At 62.5% G+C, this 17253-nt stretch carries 12 protein-coding genes; 8 read left to right on the plus strand and 4 right to left on the minus strand.

Translation table 11 applies throughout. The features are described 5' to 3' along the window. Positions 1 to 31: 31 nt before the first annotated feature. The 3 genes from IEX40_RS17095 to IEX40_RS17105 all read right to left on the minus strand — a co-directional run bounded on the left by IEX40_RS17095 (position 32) and on the right by IEX40_RS17105 (position 5087). Complete coding sequence (locus IEX40_RS17095; protein ID WP_188750487.1) at positions 32 to 913, minus strand: CheR family methyltransferase; 882 nt, start codon at positions 911 to 913, stop codon at positions 32 to 34. Between the two features lie 10 nt (positions 914 to 923). Next, a complete protein-coding gene (locus IEX40_RS17100) occupies positions 924 to 4544 on the minus strand; it encodes a response regulator (protein WP_188750489.1) in 3621 nt (1206 codons plus the stop codon). Positions 4545 to 4667: 123 nt separating this feature from the next. Then, complete coding sequence (locus IEX40_RS17105; protein ID WP_188750491.1) at positions 4668 to 5087, minus strand: Lrp/AsnC family transcriptional regulator; 420 nt, start codon at positions 5085 to 5087, stop codon at positions 4668 to 4670. A gap of 242 nt (positions 5088 to 5329) precedes the next feature. On the opposite strand from IEX40_RS17105, the gene yjeH reads away from it, so the two are divergent. The 5 genes from yjeH (at position 5330) to IEX40_RS17130 (ending at position 12481) form a co-directional block, all read left to right on the plus strand. Then, positions 5330 to 6595: an L-methionine/branched-chain amino acid transporter gene (yjeH, locus tag IEX40_RS17110; protein WP_188750493.1), complete on the plus strand. Its 1266-nt coding sequence runs from the start codon at positions 5330 to 5332 to the stop codon at positions 6593 to 6595. A 125-nt stretch (positions 6596 to 6720) separates the two neighbouring features. Then, entirely contained in the window at positions 6721 to 7809 is a 1089-nt protein-coding gene (locus tag IEX40_RS17115; RefSeq protein ID WP_229680809.1) for an amino acid ABC transporter substrate-binding protein, read from the plus strand. Between the two features lie 57 nt (positions 7810 to 7866). Next, complete coding sequence (locus IEX40_RS22280) at positions 7867 to 8013, plus strand: multicopper oxidase domain-containing protein (RefSeq protein ID WP_373286490.1); 147 nt, start codon at positions 7867 to 7869, stop codon at positions 8011 to 8013. A gap of 55 nt (positions 8014 to 8068) precedes the next feature. Further along, positions 8069 to 11554, plus strand: a complete 3486-nt coding sequence (locus IEX40_RS17125; RefSeq protein ID WP_188750495.1) for a hybrid sensor histidine kinase/response regulator — start codon at positions 8069 to 8071, stop codon at positions 11552 to 11554. Between the two features lie 6 nt (positions 11555 to 11560). Then, complete coding sequence (locus tag IEX40_RS17130) at positions 11561 to 12481, plus strand: diguanylate cyclase (RefSeq protein WP_188750497.1); 921 nt, start codon at positions 11561 to 11563, stop codon at positions 12479 to 12481. A gap of 13 nt (positions 12482 to 12494) precedes the next feature. Here the strand turns inward: IEX40_RS17130 and IEX40_RS22175 are convergent, their stop codons facing one another. Continuing rightward, positions 12495 to 13169 carry a TetR/AcrR family transcriptional regulator gene (locus IEX40_RS22175; RefSeq protein WP_188750499.1) on the minus strand — a complete coding sequence of 225 codons (675 nt, stop codon included), beginning with the start codon at positions 13167 to 13169 and terminating at the stop codon, positions 12495 to 12497. A 110-nt stretch (positions 13170 to 13279) separates the two neighbouring features. On the opposite strand from IEX40_RS22175, the gene IEX40_RS17140 reads away from it, so the two are divergent. From IEX40_RS17140 to IEX40_RS17150, 3 genes are read left to right on the plus strand one after another with little or no spacing between them, the layout of a single operon-like run. Then, positions 13280 to 14299, plus strand: coding sequence for an HlyD family secretion protein (locus IEX40_RS17140; protein ID WP_188750501.1), 1020 nt, complete (start codon positions 13280 to 13282; stop codon positions 14297 to 14299). Further along, a complete protein-coding gene (locus IEX40_RS17145; protein ID WP_188750503.1) occupies positions 14299 to 16113 on the plus strand; it encodes an ATP-binding cassette domain-containing protein in 1815 nt (604 codons plus the stop codon). The genes IEX40_RS17140 and IEX40_RS17145 overlap by 1 nt, the downstream gene beginning before the upstream one ends. Beyond that, entirely contained in the window at positions 16110 to 17249 is a 1140-nt protein-coding gene (locus IEX40_RS17150; RefSeq protein ID WP_188750505.1) for an ABC transporter permease, read from the plus strand. The genes IEX40_RS17145 and IEX40_RS17150 overlap by 4 nt, the downstream gene beginning before the upstream one ends. The last annotated feature ends 4 nt before the right edge of the window (positions 17250 to 17253 follow it).

The raw sequence follows: 17253 nt of genomic DNA on the forward strand, positions 1-17253 counted from the left end.
GTCCTTGCTACGCGATCGATGCCCTGTACACTCACTCTGGCTCAGTGAACATGCCGGCATGCTCGACAGCGAGATTCTCCATGTTGACCGACTGCTTGCGGTAGATACGAGCCCTCTTGTCCACCAGTTCGAAATGAGCGCTTTCCATCTCCCGGTCCAGGCTCTCCTTGTCGCCCAGACAAAAGAATCCGAGCGGATAGAGGCTCTGGTGGAACAGAGTCAGGGCCCGTTTCTTCAATTGCCGGTCGAAATAGATCATCACGTTGCGGCAGATGATCAACTGCATCTCTCCGAATACGCCATCGCTGGCCAGATTGTGGTGGGCAAAGGTAATGTGCTCACGCAGGTGCTTTGCCGGTTTCGCCACGCCGTACCGGCAATGAAAATGCTGTTTCAGCACCCCCTGTCCGCCGGACTCTCGGTAAGCCTGTTGCCGTGTATCCAGGTCTTCCTCCGCGAACACCGCCTCCCTGGCCTTGGCCAGGACGCCGTGGTTGAAGTCCGTAGCGTAGAGGCGGGCGCGATCAAGCAGGCCCGCCTCGTCGAGCAGTATCGCCAGGGAGTAGACCTCCTCTCCGCTGGAGCAGCCGGCATGCCATATCTTGAAAAAGGCAAAGGTCTTCAGCACCGGGAAGATCCTCTCCTGCAGCGCCCGGAAGAAAAAGGGGTCGCGATAGAACTGGGTCACATTGACCGACAAACATTGCAGCAGGCGCTGCAAGGCATCCTGTCGATACAGGACCAACGGGATCAGTTCCGACACATAGGACAACCCTTCAACCTGCAGATGCTGGGCAAGACAGCGCTGCACCGAGCTGCGTGAATAGTGGCGAAAATCGTAACCGCTATGCTGGTAGAGACACTCCAACAGGGCGGTCAGTTCAATCTCGGCGACATTTGTCTTGCCCTGCATCGTCCGCCCCCTAGTGGTATAGCCAGACCTTCATCATCGACAGCAGGCTGTTGATGTCGACCGGTTTGGGCATATAGTCGTTGGCGCCTGCCTCGATGCACTTGTCCCGATCATCCGCCATCGCCTTCGCGGTCAGTGCGATAATCGGTACCGATTGGGAGATCTGATCGCGAATCCGTTTCATCGCCTCGTATCCGTCCATGATCGGCATCATGATGTCCATCAGGATCAGCTCCACATCCTCCTCGGTCTTCAGCTTGTCCAGCGCCAACTGGCCGTTGTCGGCCAGGCTGACCTTCAAGCCGTGCTCCTTGAGCACCTTGGCCAGGGCGTAGGTGTTGCGCAGATCATCATCGACCACCAGGACCTTGCGGCCGTTGAGGTCCAACGCCTTGATCACCTCATGCCCCTGCTGCAGGGAGGGCGGTAAGCCCCGGTGGACGCTGTGCAGGAACAGTTCCACCTCCTCCTGCAATCGTTCGGGCGAGCGACCATCCTTGATCACGATGCGGTTGGTGTATCCCATCAACCGCTTGTACTCCTCTTCACTCAACTCCTTGCCGGTGTAGACCACCACCGGTGGCATGCGCAGTTCCGGGTCGCGATCCACCCGTTCGAGAAACGCGAAGCCACTGATATCCGGCAGGCTGAGATCCAGAACGCAGCAATCGATATGCTGCCGCTTGAGAGTCTCGATCGCCTGTTCAGCATCTTGGGCGGTATGGATCTCCAGGGATCTGTCCTCCAGCAGTCGGCGGATCGCCCGGCAGGCACCGCTGTCATCCTCTATCAGCAGCAACTGCTTGATATCCCGCTGGAGCAACGCCTCGAAACGGGTGAATACCTGGTCCAGCTCCTCGACAGAGGCGGGCTTGGTGAGAAAACCCAGCGCGCCCTTTTGCAGCGTCTGCAGGTCTTCGTCGCGGGCCGAAATGATATGCACCGGTATGTCGCGGGTGTGGGGCGAGGCCTTGAGTGCTTCCAGTACCTGCAGGCCGTCGGTGTCGGGCAGTCCCATATCCAGGATCACCGCCTTGGGCTCGTGGCTGAGCACCAGCTTCAGCGCTGCCTTGCCTTTGTCGGTGACCAGGCTGGTGAAACCGCGTTGCTCCGCCATTTCGGCCAGGATCCTGGAAAACTGGGGGTCGTCTTCGACTATCAGCACATAATTGCCGGGCGGCGGTGTGACAGAGACGGTGCCGCCGGATTCCGCTGTCAGCGCGGCGTGGTGTGCGGCTGCGGGCAACGGGGTGGAGTCGCTGTCGTTGCCGGACCGGCCGATCGTTAGTGCGGGCTCAAGCGCGGGTCGACGGGGTAGCACCAGGCTGAAGGTGCTGCCCTGGCCCGGTTCGCTGTGCAGGTGAATCTCGCCGCCGAGCAGGCCGGCCAGCTCACGGGAGATGGTCAGACCCAGTCCGGTGCCGCCGTAGGCGCGGTTGGTGGAGCCGTCGGCCTGCTGGAAGGCTTCGAAAATCGCACTCTGCTTCTCCGCCGCGATGCCGATGCCGGAGTCGATCACCCGGAACGCCAGACCGGCATCGACCGCTTCGATCAGCAGACGGACACTGCCGCTGTGGGTGAACTTGAAGGCGTTGGAGAGCAGGTTACGCAGGATCTGTTCCAGCCGCTGCTCGTCGGTATGGATCTCCAGCTCGGGATCGGCCGCCATCTCAACCCGGAACTCCACCCCGCCTTGCTGGGCGATGGGTTTGAACTGACTCGACAACCTGTCGCTCAGCGCCGTCAGGTTGGCTTTGGCGCTGCTGATCTGCATCTTGCCCGCCTCGACCTTGGACAGATCGAGGATGTCGTTGATCAGCAGCAGCAGCGACCTGCCGCCTTCATGGATGACGCGCAGATCTTCCACCTGCGTTTCGCTCAGGTTGCCCTCCTTGTTGTCGGCCAGCGACTGCGACAGCAACAGCAGACTGTTGAGCGGGGTGCGCAGCTCATGGGACATGTTGGCCAGGAATTCAGACTTGTAGCGGCTGGTGATCGCCAGTTGTTCCGCCTTGCGCTGCAACTCGGCTCGCGCCTGCTCGACTTCCGCCTTCTGCCGTTCCAGATCAGCGGTCTTCCGCTGTAGTTCGCGGTTGGATTTTTCCAGCAACTCCTTGCGCGAGGTCAGCTCCTCCTCCGAACGTTTCAGCGCCTGGGCCTGCTCCTCCAGCTCCTCGTTGGCGGCCTGCAGCTCCTCCTGCTGAGCCTCCAGCTCCTCCGCCGTCTGCTGCGACTCTTCCAGCAGTTGTTGCATGGTGTCCCGGTCCTGAGCGGAGCGGATGCTGATGGCGATGGTCTCGCCGACCTGCTCCAGCAGCTCCAGTTGAATATCGCTGAAGGTGCCGAAGGAACCCAGTTCGATGACCCCCGTGACCCTGCCGTCATAGACCACCGGCTGCACGATAATGTTGCCGGGTACCTGCTCGCCGAGACCCGAGCTGATGGCGATGTAGTCGCGTGGCACATTGGATAGCAGAATCGGCTTGCGCTCCTTGAGCACCTGACCGACCAGACCCTCGCCCGGCTGGATACGGTTTGAAAGGTGTTTGCGGCGGGTGAAGGCGTAGCTGGAGGCCAGTTCCAGTGCGCCATCGCTCTGGGTGACGTAGAAAACGCCGACCTGGGCCTGCAGGTAGTCGGCGAGGAAGCGCAGAATTCTGTCGGTCAGTTCTGTGATATCCAGGCTGCCCCGAACCACCATCGCCAGGTCTGCCATGCCGGTCTTCAACCACTTTTCCCGCTCGCTGTCGACACTGAAACGGCGCAGGTTGTCGACCATCTGGTTCAGTGCCCGGCTCAGCCGATCCTTTTCCCCCTTTGGCTCCAGGCCGACCTCGTAGTTGCCCTGGGCGACCGCTTCGGCAACCCGACCGATATCCTGTAGAGAAGAGACCATGCGGTTCATCGACAGGCCGAGCTGATCCTTGTCGTTACGCGGGCGGACCTGAATATCGTAGTTACCCTCGGCGATCTCCCGCGCCTGGCTGGCGACCAGTCCCAGGCTCTCGATCAACTGGTTGATCGGCTGCTCCAAACCATCCTCTTGCTGCTGACTGATGTAGCGGACGTTGAAATCGCCGGTTGCTGCCGTATTCACGACCCGGGCGGTTTCGGTCACGATCTTGTTGGTCAGTTCGCCCTGCAGGCGAATGGTTTCCATGCTTTGCCAGGCGTAGACATGCATGACGATATTGGCATCGAGCTGCACTAGCTTGCCGATGGCGGTGATCAACTCGAGGCGCTTGTCGCTCTGCTTGATCTGCCGGCGAGCGTGATTCCCCAGCCAGACCTGACAGAAGTTCATTCCGGCCAGATAGGCCGATACCGGCAGGTTGATCGACGCGTGTACCTTGCCGATGGTGATGCGTCTTTCCGTGTAGGTTTCGTCAACCTCGGCCTTGAGAAAGTCCCGCCAATAATCCCCTTGCAGCGACTTGACCCTCGGCGGTACACCGGATGAGAAGAAATCGCGATACCAACCCTGGTACTGCAACCACTCGTAGAAATCCTCGATCAGGTTGTCGACATCGATCTGAGGCAGTTGGCCGAATTCGCGGATAAGTTGAAGGTCCGACTCGCTGATCTGAAACTGCTTGAGCAATTCCGAGGCTCTGATCTGTTCAAACGCCATAGTTCCCTGCTCCTTGCGCTATCGCATATCGCACTCCGATTGGATCTCTCCAAGCATAAACTGATGCGCGAGTAGTATAGTAAACAGGTTGGTTTTTGCCGCATGAATGCGAGTCGTTTTCGTTTACATCTGCCACTCCTTCAGGATGATGTGGGTCTTCACCCGTACCATCTTGGGCAGATTCTCGATCAGCGCCCGGATCTCCAGCAGTCGCTCCATTGTCGCGGTTTCGACATAGACCAGCATGTCGGTTTCGCCGCTGATGCCGCAGCAGCGCTTAACCTCCGGGATGGTGCGGATCTGGGCGACGTACTCTTCGCATCGACTGTTTCGATAGACCAGCTCGAGAAAGGCGTGCACCGCCGGACGGTCGTGCGTGGCCACGCGGGCGTGGTAACCCTGAATGATCCCCTGCTGTTCGAGATGGCGGATCCGCTCGCTGACCGCAGTGCGTGACAGATTTACCTCGCGGGCAATCTGTGAGGTCGGGATCCGCGCGTCGTTGCGCAGCAGGGCCAGAATCTGTTGGTCGAACTTGTCCACGATGCTCCTTAGCTACCTCTTGGGGGTTCCTTATGCTCCCCTCCAACGGCCTATGATCGCTCTTTTTGGCTGCCGGTGGCAGATCGTCGCTCAGATCCGTCGAACTGCAGGCGAAATCCGCCGCTTTGCCAGCTAACCGCCGGCCCCTGGCGGCTTACTATATGGTGCCTGTTACCACCACCTGTGCACACCCCGAGGGGGATAACCTTCCCGCCAGGCTGTGCCGCTGAGAGCATCCGATCATGAGTCGTTTATCCAAAGAGTTGAGCCTGCTGCAGGGCGTCGGCCTGCTGACCACCTCATTGCTGGGCACCGGCATCTTCATCGTGCCGGCGGTTGCCGCCACGCTCGCGGGCCGCGCTTCACTCTGGGCCTGGCTGCTGCTGATTTTGCTGGTGCTGCCGATCGCGTTTACCTTTGCCCAGCTCGGCAAGCGTTTTCCCCACGCTGGCGGCGCCCCGTCGCTGATTGGACGGGCCTTTGGTGGCCGCATGGAGCGGAGTTCCGCGTTTCTGTTCCTGGCGGCGATCCCGGTCGGTTTGCCGGCGGCGCTGAAGATGGCCAGCGGTTTCTGGCATGCGCTGTTAACGCTCGATGTCACTCAGGAACTGCTGATCCAACTGGCCACCCTCGGCCTGATCTATCTGCTGGGGCAGCGTCCGGCCCGCGCCTCCGGCCGGGTGCAGACGATCATCGCGCTGGTGATCATCGCCACCGTCGCCACGATCTGGTGGGGTGCCGGGTCGTCTGGCGTGCAATTGCCGGTGCCGAACCTCAATGATCTGAACTGGAACGCGATGCCGGCCGCGCTGGCGGTCATGTTCTGGTGTTTTGTCGGTATCGAGGCGTTTACCCACATGGGCGAGGAGTTCCGCAATCCGCAGCGTGACTTCCTGCCCGCGCTGCTGATCGGCGTGCTGCTGGCCGGATTGGTGTACTGGAGCTTCTCGGCGGCAGTGCTCGGCTTCGGTGTCTACGGCGACGAGCGGACCGACGTCAGCTCGCTGCCGCTGTTGATCGGTCAACTATGGGGCGAGCGGATCAGCGGTGTGGCGGCGCTGGTCGGTTATCTAGCCTGCTTCGCGTCGATCAACATCTACCTTCAGGGCTTCGCCCGCCTGGTCTGGAGTCTGGCCGACGAGGGCAAGCTGCCGCAACCCCTGGCGGCGCGCAACGCACATGGCGTCCCGGCACGGGCGCTGACACTGGTGATCGTGGCCTGCGCCCTGTTCACGATCCTGGCCTGGTGGCAGTCGATCCCTATCGCCGAGTTGATCCAGTACGCCAACGGTAACTTCGTGCTGGTCTACCTTTTCAGCATGGCGGCGGGCTGGGTACTGCTGCCCGGTCTCTGGCGTTGGACGGCTGCTGTCGGCACCCTGTTGTGCGCGCTGACGCTGCTCACGTTGGGACTGCAGATGTTCTATGCGCTTGGCTTGCTGATACTTTTTTTGTTGCTGGGTCGGCTTGGCCGTTTCCTGCCAAGAGGTGAACTGCGACAGTCGTAAATACTTCTTAATAAAATGACCCTATAGCCAGGGTAACCCGATAAAACACCTCTTGTTTTCCGGTCGAATCGTCGTACAGTCGGGATACATGACTGTTCACGATTCAGGGATAGATGGAGGTCCGGGTGAAAGCGGAAGAGGGGCGAGTCAAACACATCAAGGCGATGCGTAGTTTGTCGGGCAGCGTTCGGCGCGGCATGTGGGGCGCGTTCGGCGCGTTGGCGCTGCTGTCGCTGCCGGTAGCGGCTGCCGAGACCAACGCCGACGCGGCACGCTCGACCCTGCAGCGGGTGCAGAGCAACGGTGATCTGCGCTGCGGCGTTTACCCGGACGATCCGGGGCGCAGCGCGATTACAACCTCCGGCGTCTGGGCCGGTTTCTATGTGGATTTCTGCAAGGCGGTGGCCGCCGCGGTGATCGGCAACCCCGATTTCGTGCAGTATGTTGAGGTGGGCGCCACGACACGCTTCACGTCGCTGGTGGAGGACAAGACCGACGTGGTGATGTACAGCTCCACCTGGACGCTGGGTCGCGAATCCACTTACAACGTCGAGTTTCCCACTATCTACCTGTTCGACGGTCAGGGCTTTCTGGTTCGAAAGCGCTCCGGCATAGGGCAGCTCGATGACTTGAAGGGCAAGTCGATCTGCGTCACCGAGAACACCACCACCCATCGCAACCTGATGCAACTGAACGAGCAGCACGGGCTTGACGCCAAGGTGCTGTTCTCCAACGGCGACAGCTTCTTCCGCGGCAGCTGTGATGCCTACAGCGCGGACCGAATGAACCTGGCCACCAACCGCGCCAATCGGGCGGACAATCCGGACGACTATCTGATTCTGCCCGATGTGGTCTCGCGCGAGCCGATCGGCCCGACGGTGCGCAACGACGATCCGCAGTGGTCGCGGATCGTGCGCTCGGTGGTGCATGCGGTGATTCTGGCCGAGGAGAAGGGGATCACCCAAGACAATGTCGACTCCTATCTCAACGGCGAACACGACGCCGAGGTCGACAACCTGCTGGGCAACAGCGGCGACATCGGGGCTCAGCTCGGGCTGAACAAGGCCTGGGCCTACCGGGCGATCAAGGCGGTCGGCAACTATGGCGAGATCTATGATCGCCACTTTGGGCCAGATACCCCGATCGGGGTCGAACGCGGCCTGAACCGGCTCTGGTCGCGGGGCGGGCTACTGTTTGCGCCGCCGTTCAAATAACCGGGCCTGCTGTTCTCCTGTGAGGATCCTTGGCTGATTCCGCTGGACAGGGTCAACCTGGCACCGTTCCAGCGGATCCGTTTCCGCACCCGGTTCGAAAACTACACCGGTACCTTCGTGTCCCATTGTTACAACCTGACCCACGAGGACCTCGGCATGATGCAGGCGATCCTGGTAGTCGACTCGCCGGGTAGGCTGGCATAATCGCTCTAAAGGTCTATAAACAGACTCTAAGCCGTATAGGAGTCACGCAACCGTCATGAGCCACCCGCGTCCACCGTACTCCTCGCGCTTGTCCCGGGATGGCACCGCATCGCCGGATCTGCCGCGGCTGTCGTACGGACGCAGCGTCAGCTTTCGTCTCAACCTGGCGTTCGTCGGCGTGTTCGGCCTGAGCCTGTTGTCGATCGCGGTGGTGTTCTACGTCCTGTTCGAGCAGTACCGGGGTTTCAAGGAGCTGTCGGGCACCCATTTCGACCGCGCGATGACCGCCGCCGAGCTGACCCGCGATGCCGAGGTGATCGCAGCCGAGGTGTTCGAGAGCATGCTTGGGGTGGATCGCAGCCAGGCCGACGAAAGCCAGACTGATGCCGACCTGATGCGGATCTACGACAGCGTCATGGAGCGACTGCAGCAGGACGAGACCGATGGTGATGCTTCGCTGAGCGGGGCTGAACGTTGGCAGCAGGAGTATTTCGACAGCGTGGTGCAACTGCGCCGCCGCATCCATGAAGAGCGCCAACTGAAGGAGCGGCGCCTGAAGATACCCGATCGGCTCTACCGCCAGTCGGAGGGCTGGGAACAACTGGCCGATGGCACTGACGATGGGTTGCGGGCGGTCGCCGCTCACGCCCTGGCGGCGTTGGGCTATGCCGCAACGGCGCTGAGCAGTGAGCGGCCCGGACAGCTGTATCAGTTGCGTCGGGCGGCCGAGGTCAATCTGCAGACGATCGACCAAGCCACGCTGCCAAGCCCCGAACTGAACGAGCGCAGGGCGGAACTGAAAACGCTGGTGACGCAGGTGTTCGACGAGCGCGCACCGACCCTGCAGAGCCAACGGGCAACCCTGTCCACTGCCCGCCAGACCCGTGTGCTGGCGCAGAAGCTGACCGGCAGCACCTTCAACTACTATCTCGACCTCAAGCACTCGGCGCAGCAGGCCTCTCGACGTCATGAAGAGATCGCCAAGACCGCGATGGTGGCGGTGGCGCTGGTTGCCGCGCTGATGCTGACTTTCACCCTGCTTGGGGTGTTCTATATCGGTCGTCGTATCGTGGGTCGCCTGAACCTCCTCAACCGGTCGATGCTGGCCCATGTGGCCGGAGAGCCGGTCGCCATTCCAACCCGTGGCCAGGACGAGATCGCCAGCATGGGCCACTCCTTCTCGGTGTTTGTCGATGCGCGCGACCGCGCGGAGCAGGCGCTGGACCTGGCGCGCCGTGAGGCAGAGCAGGCGAACCGGGCCAAGAGCGAGTTCCTGGCCAATATGAGCCACGAGATCCGCACCCCGCTGAACGCCATCATCGGCTTCGGCAGGTTGACCGAGCAGACCGAACCGACCGCACTGCAGCGCCGCTACCTGCAGAAGATCCACAACTCGGCCCGCCATCTGTTGCGTGTGATCGACGATATTCTCGACGTCTCCAAGATCGAAGCGGGCAGGCTCGAACTGGAGCAGGTGCCGTTCAGTCTGAGCGAGGTGATGGACACGGTCACCGATATCCTGGTCGGCAGTGCCCATGACAAGGGGCTGGAGGTGGTGATAAACCTGCCGCCGCAGATCCCGCGGGCGCTGATCGGCGATCCGTTGCGGCTCGGCCAGGTACTGGTCAATCTGGCCGGCAACGCGGTCAAGTTCACCGAGCAGGGGCATGTCCGGATCGTCGTCTCGTTGGCCGAGCGGCGGGGCGATCGGGTGGAACTCGAGTTCAACATCATCGACAGCGGTATCGGCATGGACGAGCAGCAGCTGTCGCGGCTGTTTCAGCAGTTCCAGCAGGCCGACAGCTCGATCACACGCCGCTTCGGCGGTACCGGCCTGGGCCTTGCGATCTGCAAGACGCTGGTCGGGCTGATGGGCGGCCAGATCTCCGTACGCAGCCAACCGGGCCTGGGCAGCACCTTCAGTTTCCGGGTGCCCTTCGAGTGCCAACCGATCGACTGCCAACAGGACTTCCGGGTGCCGGAAGCGCTGCTGAGCTGTCGCATCCTGCTGGCGGATAGCCAACCGCTGAGCCGGGACGCCTGCAGCGAACAGCTGAGCACGCTGGGGCTGCAGCACCGGCAGGTCGCCACCGGTGCCGAGTTGCTTTCCGAATTGAAGGCCGAATTGAAGGCCGAACCGAAGGAGGGGCTGCAGAGCGAGGACGCTCGCCCCGCATACGATCTGGTGCTGCTGGACGATGGGATCGAAGCGCCCGATTTCCGGCACACGCTGGCACAGCTCCAGGCCGGACCGATCGCTGCCGGCGAAATGCGGGTGGTGGTGATGACCCGTCATGCCGCAAGTGGCCTGACGATGGAAGGGGTGGCAGCGGTGCTCGAGAAACCGATCCGCGCCTCGCAGCTGTTCGATACACTGCTGGGGCTGTGCGGTATCGAACCCGGTCTGGAGACGACGGCCCCGCTGCTGGAACCGGAACAGCGAGCCGCGCTGCAGGGGCTGCGCATCCTGCTGGTGGACGATCAGCCGTTGAACCGGGAGATCGCCTACCGACTGCTGCATGGTCAGGGGATCGAGGTGGAGTCCGCCGAGAACGGCCGTCAGGCGGTGGAGCGGGTCGAACAGGCCGCAGACGGCTACTTCGACCTGGTATTGATGGATCTGCAGATGCCGGAGATGGACGGCCATCAGGCGGCGCGCCGAATCCGTGAACGCTACAGTGCGGAGCAACTGCCGATTATCGCGATGACCGCCCATGCCATGGCGTCCCAGCGCCAGGAGTGCCTGGACAGCGGCATGAACGATCATCTGGGCAAGCCGATCGATCTGGCACGGCTCTGGCCGATTCTGCTGCACTGGGCGCCGTCGCGTCCCGATCGGCCCGCAGCGACTATCGACCCGCTGTCGGCGGCCGACCCGGTGCCGGCAGCGACCCGTGCCGGCGGCGCGCTGCCGGAGCAGCTGGACGGGATTGAGCTGGTCGAGGGGCTGGCTCGGATGGGTGGCGATCCGGCCTTTTATCACGACATGTTGCGGGCGTTCCCGAGCACGGCACGGCAGAGCGAGCAGCGCCTGCGCGAGGCGCTGGCAACGGAGGATCAGGCCGCTGCGGAGCTGGCCGCCCACAGCCTGCTCGGTATGGCGGCATCGATCGCGGCCAATGACCTGGCGTCGGCGGCGCGAGAACTGGAGCACGCCATTCGGCACGCTGAGCGCGGGCGGGTCGAGCCGCTGGCGGCCAAGGTGCAGGCCGAACTGGGGCGGGTATCGGCTTCGTTGGCTGATCTTCAAGCGCAGGGAGACCCGGAGCCGAGCGGGGAGCGGTCGACAAAGAGGGCGGCGATTCCGATCGGCGAACGGGCTCAGGTCGAAGCGGAGGTCCAGCGACTGATCGAGCTGCTGGCGAGCAATGATCTGGATGCGTACGCGAGTTATCAACGGCTCTGTGACCATTTCGTCGACGGTGAGCTGCCCGAGCCGCTGTCCCGGTTGGCGCATCTGCTGGACGAGTTGGCGTTCGACGAGGCGCGACGGATCTTGTTGGCCTGGGCAGCGCGCGATGAACAGCGGTGTAGCGGGTAGTAGGCGATGATTCAGCGGCAAACCATTCTGCTGGTGGACGACGAGATCCACCACCTGAAAGTACTGATCAAGGCGTTCCTGAACGACTATCGGGTGCTGTTCGCCCGCAGCGGCGACGAAGCGCTGCAACTGGTGCAGCAGGATGCGCCGGACCTGATCGTGCTGGACGTGATGATGCCGGAAATGGACGGTTACCGGCTGCTGGAGCTGTTGCGGCGCGATGCGGCTCTGCGTCAGGTGCCGGTGATCTTCCTGACCGGACGCGATACCGAGGCCGATGAGCGGCGCGGCCTGGAGATGGGTGCGGTGGATTACTGGACCAAGCCGGTCAGTATCGATATCGCCCGGATCCGGGCGCGTAACCATCTGGAACTGAAGCGCCACCGAGACCTGTTGGCGAAACTGGCGATCACCGATCCGCTGTGCAATATCGCCAACCGGCGCGGTTTCGAGGATTACCTGGCGCGCGAGTGGCGCTGTGCGGCCCGCGCCGGCCAGCCGGTATCGCTGCTGATGATCGATATCGATTTTTTCAAGGCGTTCAACGACCACTACGGCCACCCGGCCGGCGATCAATGCCTGCGACAGGTTGCGGCACTGATCGGCTCTGCGTTGAGTCGTCCCGCCGATTTGGCGGCCCGCTATGGCGGCGAGGAGTTTGTCTGCGTGCTGCCGGAGACGGCGGCCGAAGGGGCGCTGGTGTTGGCCAACCGGGTGCGCGATGCGGTCGCCAACAGCGCGCTGATGCATGGCGACTCGCCACTGGGAGAGCGGCTGACGATCAGCCTGGGGGTGGCAACGCTGAAGCCCTCCACTGCCAATGAGCCAGCCGACCTGATCGAGCGTGCCGACCGGGCACTCTACGATGCCAAAAAGGCTGGCCGTGACCGTATAGCGGTCGCCGACTATGAGCGGGGATCGGTCTAGTTCCTATAGGGGGCTATCCGGGCGGCGTCAGGGCTCGCAGCCCTGCGAGCACGAACGTCTTGATATAAGCCGAGACCTCATCCGCTGGTCGCTGGTATAGGGGTTGCAACGGCGTCGGCAGTTCCGGGTTGAGGATCATCAGTATCAGCGCCGGTGACATCACGCCGAGCAGGCTATAGCGCAGCTTGGGATCATCGACGGCGATGCCGGTGATCTGCGACAGGATCGGCAGCGCGATATCCACCCGGGGCAGGGTTTCCGTCTCCAGTATCCGGCCGATCAGCGGCGAAGGGGTCAGTATCTCTCGCGCCCAGACCCGCGGGTGCCAGCTGCGCTCCTCTATCAGGCCATGTACCAGGCCGTCGATCATCCGGCCCAATTTTTGTTCCGGTGCGTCGCCACTGCTGGCGATCTGGGTCAGATAGTCCAGGTTCAGCAGATGCTGCATCACCTCGCTCATCACCGCCAGGTAGAGTTCATCGCGGCTGCCGAAGTGGTAGTTCACCGCGGCGATATTGGTACCGGCGTTGGCGCAGATCGCTTTGCTGGTGGTCTCCTGATAGCCGCGCTCGGCAAACAGCTGCCCTGCCGCCTCCAGAATCAGGGCGCGGGTGGCGTCGCCGTCGGTACGCCCGCGGCGGGCGCTGGCTTTCGGTGTCAGTCTCGATCTGTTCTCTACTTTCGGCATAACAAGAGGGGATGTCTCACGGTTAGGTTATTAGTTGTAATTTAAATTTGAATTTAATATTGTGCAAGCTAATCTACAGATAAAACGGGTACAGCGACAGGGACCGGGCAATGCGCAAACGAGTCGTTCTGATTCTGCTACTGGCACTGGCTGCAGGTAGCGTTGGCTGGTGGCAATACACCCAGCCCGCACAAGTGGAAGGCAGGCTGGTGCTGTATGGCAATGTAGATATCCGCCAGGTATCGCTGGCATTTACTCTCAGTGAGCGAATCGCCGAGATGAGCGTGGAGGAGGGCGACAGGGTCCGCCAGGGGCAGGCGCTGGCGCGTCTCGATACCGAGACTTTGAAGCTGCAGCTTGCGCGCACTGAGGCATCTATTGCCGCTCAGCAACAACAGGTCGACAAGCTGCGTAACGGCAGCCGACCCGAGGAGATCGCCCAGGCCGAGGCGCAGGTTGCGGCCGCCGAGGCAGAGCTGGGGTTGAGCCGGAGCCGGCACGGCCGTGTGCTGGATGTGGAGCAGAAAACCTCAGGTCGAGGCATCAGTGCCCAGGAGGTCGATGCCGCGCGGGCACAGCTGCAAGCAGCCAGAGCCCAACTGAGCAACCGTGAACAGGCGCTGGCGCTGGTCAAGGCCGGACCGCGCAGTGAGGATATCGCCCGGGCCGAGGCCCAGCTCCAGGCGTTGCAAGCCGATCTGGCGTTGCAGCGCCATCAACTGGCAGTGTCGACCCTGAAGGCGCCGACCGATGCCGTGGTCCGTTCGCGCCTGCTCGAGCCTGGCGATATCGCCTCGGCGCAGCGACCCGTCTACACCCTGGCGTTGACCGAACCCAAGTGGGTGCGGGTCTACGTCGGCGAACCCGATCTGGGCCGTATCCGTCCCGGCATGCCGGCGCAGGTGATCACCGATAGCGCGCCCGAGCAGCCGATCGAGGGCCGTGTGGGCTATATCTCATCGGTGGCCGAGTTCACACCGAAATCAGTGCAGACAGAATCACTGCGTACGGCGCTGGTCTATGAAGTCCGTATCCTGGTCGACGATCCAGGCGACCGACTACGCCTGGGCATGCCGGCCACTGTGCATATCGACACCGATGCCACCGGTGATAACGACGGGCATGCCTGATGGATGCTGGGCAGCTGGCGGTTCAGGCCGAGGCGGTGCACAAAGCCTTCTACGACAAGCAGACCCGTATTACCCAGCAGGCGCTAAAGGCGGTTGATCTGCAGATACCCGGCGGCTCGTTGACCGCGCTGGTGGGGCCGGATGGAGCCGGTAAAACCACGTTGTTACGGCTGATGGCCGGTCTGATGCAGGCCAACAGCGGCGTGCTGGAGGTGCTGGGTATCGATGTGGGCAGGGATCCGCAGGCGGTGCAGGACCGGATCAGCTATATGCCGCAGCGTTTCGGTCTGTATGAGGATCTCAGCGTGCAGGAGAACCTGGACCTCTATGCCGACCTGCACGGGATACCCAAGGCTCGGCGGGACGAGCGCTACCGCCGCCTGCTGCATATGACCGACTTGGCCCGCTTCACTGACCGAGCGGCGGGCAAGCTCTCCGGCGGCATGAAACAGAAGCTCGGCTTGGCCTGCACCCTGGTGCGCTCGCCGGATCTACTGCTGCTTGATGAACCCACGGTCGGTGTCGATCCACTCTCCCGTCGCGAGCTGTGGCAGATTATCCAGCAGCTGATCGCCGAGGAGCAGCTCAGTGTCATCGTCAGCACCGCTTATCTGGACGAGGCCGGGCTGTGTGACCGGGTGTATGTACTGCATGAAGGTGAGCTGCTGGCCCAGGGCACCCCGACGGAGCTGCGCCGACATGCCGATCAACGCTGTTTTATCGCCGTGCCCGCTGCTGGACAGAACGCGCTGCAGCTTCAGGCGCGCCTGATCGATGCCGACCAGTTGATCGTCGACGCAGTGCCCCATGGCGGCGCGGTGCGTTTCGTTACCCAGCCCGACCTGGCCCAAATCCAGCTGTCTGAGTTGCTGCGCGGGGCGTCGGTCCGCGCCGCTGAACCGCAGCTGGAGGATGGCTTCATGGTGCTGCTGCGAGCCCGCTTGGGCGCAGTCCACGTGGAGGTCGATGCATTGCAACAGGAGTTGAAACAGGAGCAGCCTCCGAGCGGCAGGGCGGCCAGCGGCGGTTCGGAGGTGGTGATCGAGGTGCGCGATCTGGTACGCACCTTCGGTGATTTTACCGCCGTCGCCAGTACCAGTTTCGATGTCCGCCGGGGCGAGATCTTCGGTCTGCTCGGCCCCAACGGAGCCGGTAAAACCACCACCTTTCGCATGCTCTGTGGGCTGCTGCCTTCGACCAGCGGCTTTCTGCAGGTGGCCGGGGTCAATCTGCGTACGGCGCGCGCTTCGGCACGGCGGCGCATCGGCTACGTATCGCAGAAGTTCGCGCTCTACGGCAACCTGACCGTGCGGGAAAACCTGCGCTTTTTTGGCGGTGCCTACGGTCTGCACGGCAAACAGCTCAAGTCCCGTATCGCGTCGGTGCTGGAACAGTTCGACCTGCAGGGTCAGGAACACACCCGCAGCGGCGAGCTGCCCGGCGGTTTCAAACAGCGTCTGGCGATGGCGGCGGGCCTGATCCACGAACCGGAGATCCTGTTCCTCGACGAACCCACCAGCGGTGCTGACCCGCTGGCTCGACGCGCGTTCTGGCGCCGCATCACGGCACTGGCCGAGTCGGGCACCACGATCATCATCACCACCCATTTCATGGAGGAGGCGGAGTACTGCGATCGCATCCTGATCCAGGATGCCGGCAAGCGCTTGGCCATGGGCACACCGCAGCAGGTGCGGGAACAGGTGCAGCCGGTGAGGGAGGCGGGGCAGCCGATCCTGAGCATGGAGGAGACCTTCATCGGTATCGTCGAGCGCAGCCGCAATGGCCAGCATGACGGCCGGGGAGCGTTAGCATGAGCGAGACGCTTGTCGGGGGCTTCTGGCGACGGCTGTTGTCGCTGGTCCGCAAGGAGACGCGGCAACTGCTGCGTGACAAGAGCAACCTGTTGATCGGTATCGGCCTGCCGATCGTACTGATCTTCATCTTCGGCTACGGCGTGTCGCTGGATGTGCGTAATATCCGCCTGGCCGTGGTGCTGGACGATCACGCTCCGGCGGCCAGCGACTTTGTCTCCGGGCTGACCCTGTCGCGCTACTTCCAACCCTTGCCGGCCGCGTCGCTGCATCAGGCCAAACAGATGATGCGCGACGGCGAAGCGGAGGGGATAGTGCACCTGGCCAGCGATTTCTCCCGCCAGCTCAGCGCCGGCCAGGCCCAGGTGCAGCTGATCGTCTCCGGCACCGAGGCGCCGCGCGCCGGGCCCATCGTCAACTATATGAACGCCCTGGTTGAGCAGTGGCAGCAGAAGCGCGCCGACCGACAAGGGCTCAGCGAAGGGGGCGGGGCGCGTATACAGCTGATCGAGCGGATCTGGTTCAACGACGCCAACACCAGTACCTGGTTTCTGGTGCCGGGACTGATCGTGCTGATCATGACCCTGGTCGGTACCTTTCTCACCGCGCTGGTGATGGCGCGGGAGTGGGAGCGGGGCACGCTGGAGGCGCTGTTCGTGACTCCGGTGCGGCCGACCGAGGTGTTGCTGGCCAAGGTCACCCCCTATTTCGCTGTCGGCATGCTCGGGCTGGTGCTGTGCATGCTGGCCGGCCGTCTGCTGTTCGATGTGCCGATCAATGGCTCTTTGCTGGTGCTGCTGCTGGCCTCGATGCTCTACCTGCTGGTGGCGCTGGGGATCGGTCTGTTGATCTCATCGGCGACCAAGAATCAGTTTCTCGCCAGCCAGATCGCGATTCTGGCCAGTTTCCTGCCGGCATTGATGCTGTCCGGATTCGTGTTCGACCTGCGCAACCTGCCAGTCGGCATCCAGGTGATCAGTTACGCGCTGCCTGCGACCTACTTCATCGAGCTGATCCGGACCCTGTTTCTGGCCGGTAACTTCTGGCCCCTGATCATCAAGGACTGCCTGATCCTCGGCGCCTATGCCCTGGTGCTGCTGAGCCTGGCTCGATACCTAACCCGTAAACGACTGGATTGATGCG

It is taken from the genome of Marinobacterium zhoushanense (assembly GCF_014641945.1).
Lineage (GTDB): Bacteria > Pseudomonadota > Gammaproteobacteria > Pseudomonadales > Balneatricaceae > Marinobacterium_D > Marinobacterium_D zhoushanense.